Below are 374 nucleotides of genomic sequence, written 5' to 3'. Positions count from 1 at the left end.
CGCTCTCCGCGAGCGAGTCGCGGTAGCGGATGTCCGGCCTCTCGATGCCGTGCAGCAGCATGTTCATCGAACCAATGCGGAGCATCGTGGAGTCGAAGTCGAAACCGTGGAACATCGACTCGTTGAAGTGCTCTCGCTGCTCCTTGTCGAGCAGCGCATCGCGGTGCACCCGCTGCACGTAAGACGCCGCCTGCACCAGGAAGCCGGCCGTGCCGCACGCCGGGTCGCAGATCTCGTCGCGGGGACCTGGCTGGGTCATCTCGACCATGAGGTCAATGATGTGGCGCGGCGTACGGAACTGACCATTCTGACCGGACGTGGCGATCTTCGCGAGCAGGTACTCGTAGATATCACCCTTGGTGTCGCTGCTGTCC

1 protein-coding gene is annotated in these 374 nt (G+C 63.1%); it reads right to left on the bottom strand.

The features are described from left to right. Positions 1–374 (bottom strand): HsdM family class I SAM-dependent methyltransferase (locus IH48_RS0132525; protein WP_030913083.1); only part of this gene is annotated, 374 nt, incomplete at both ends.

Origin of the sequence: Streptomyces sp. NRRL F-5126 (assembly GCF_000721265.1) — a bacterium.
In the GTDB taxonomy this organism is placed as follows: Bacteria; Actinomycetota; Actinomycetes; order Streptomycetales; family Streptomycetaceae; genus Streptomyces.
This window is presented reverse-complemented; position numbering and strand designations above follow the sequence as displayed.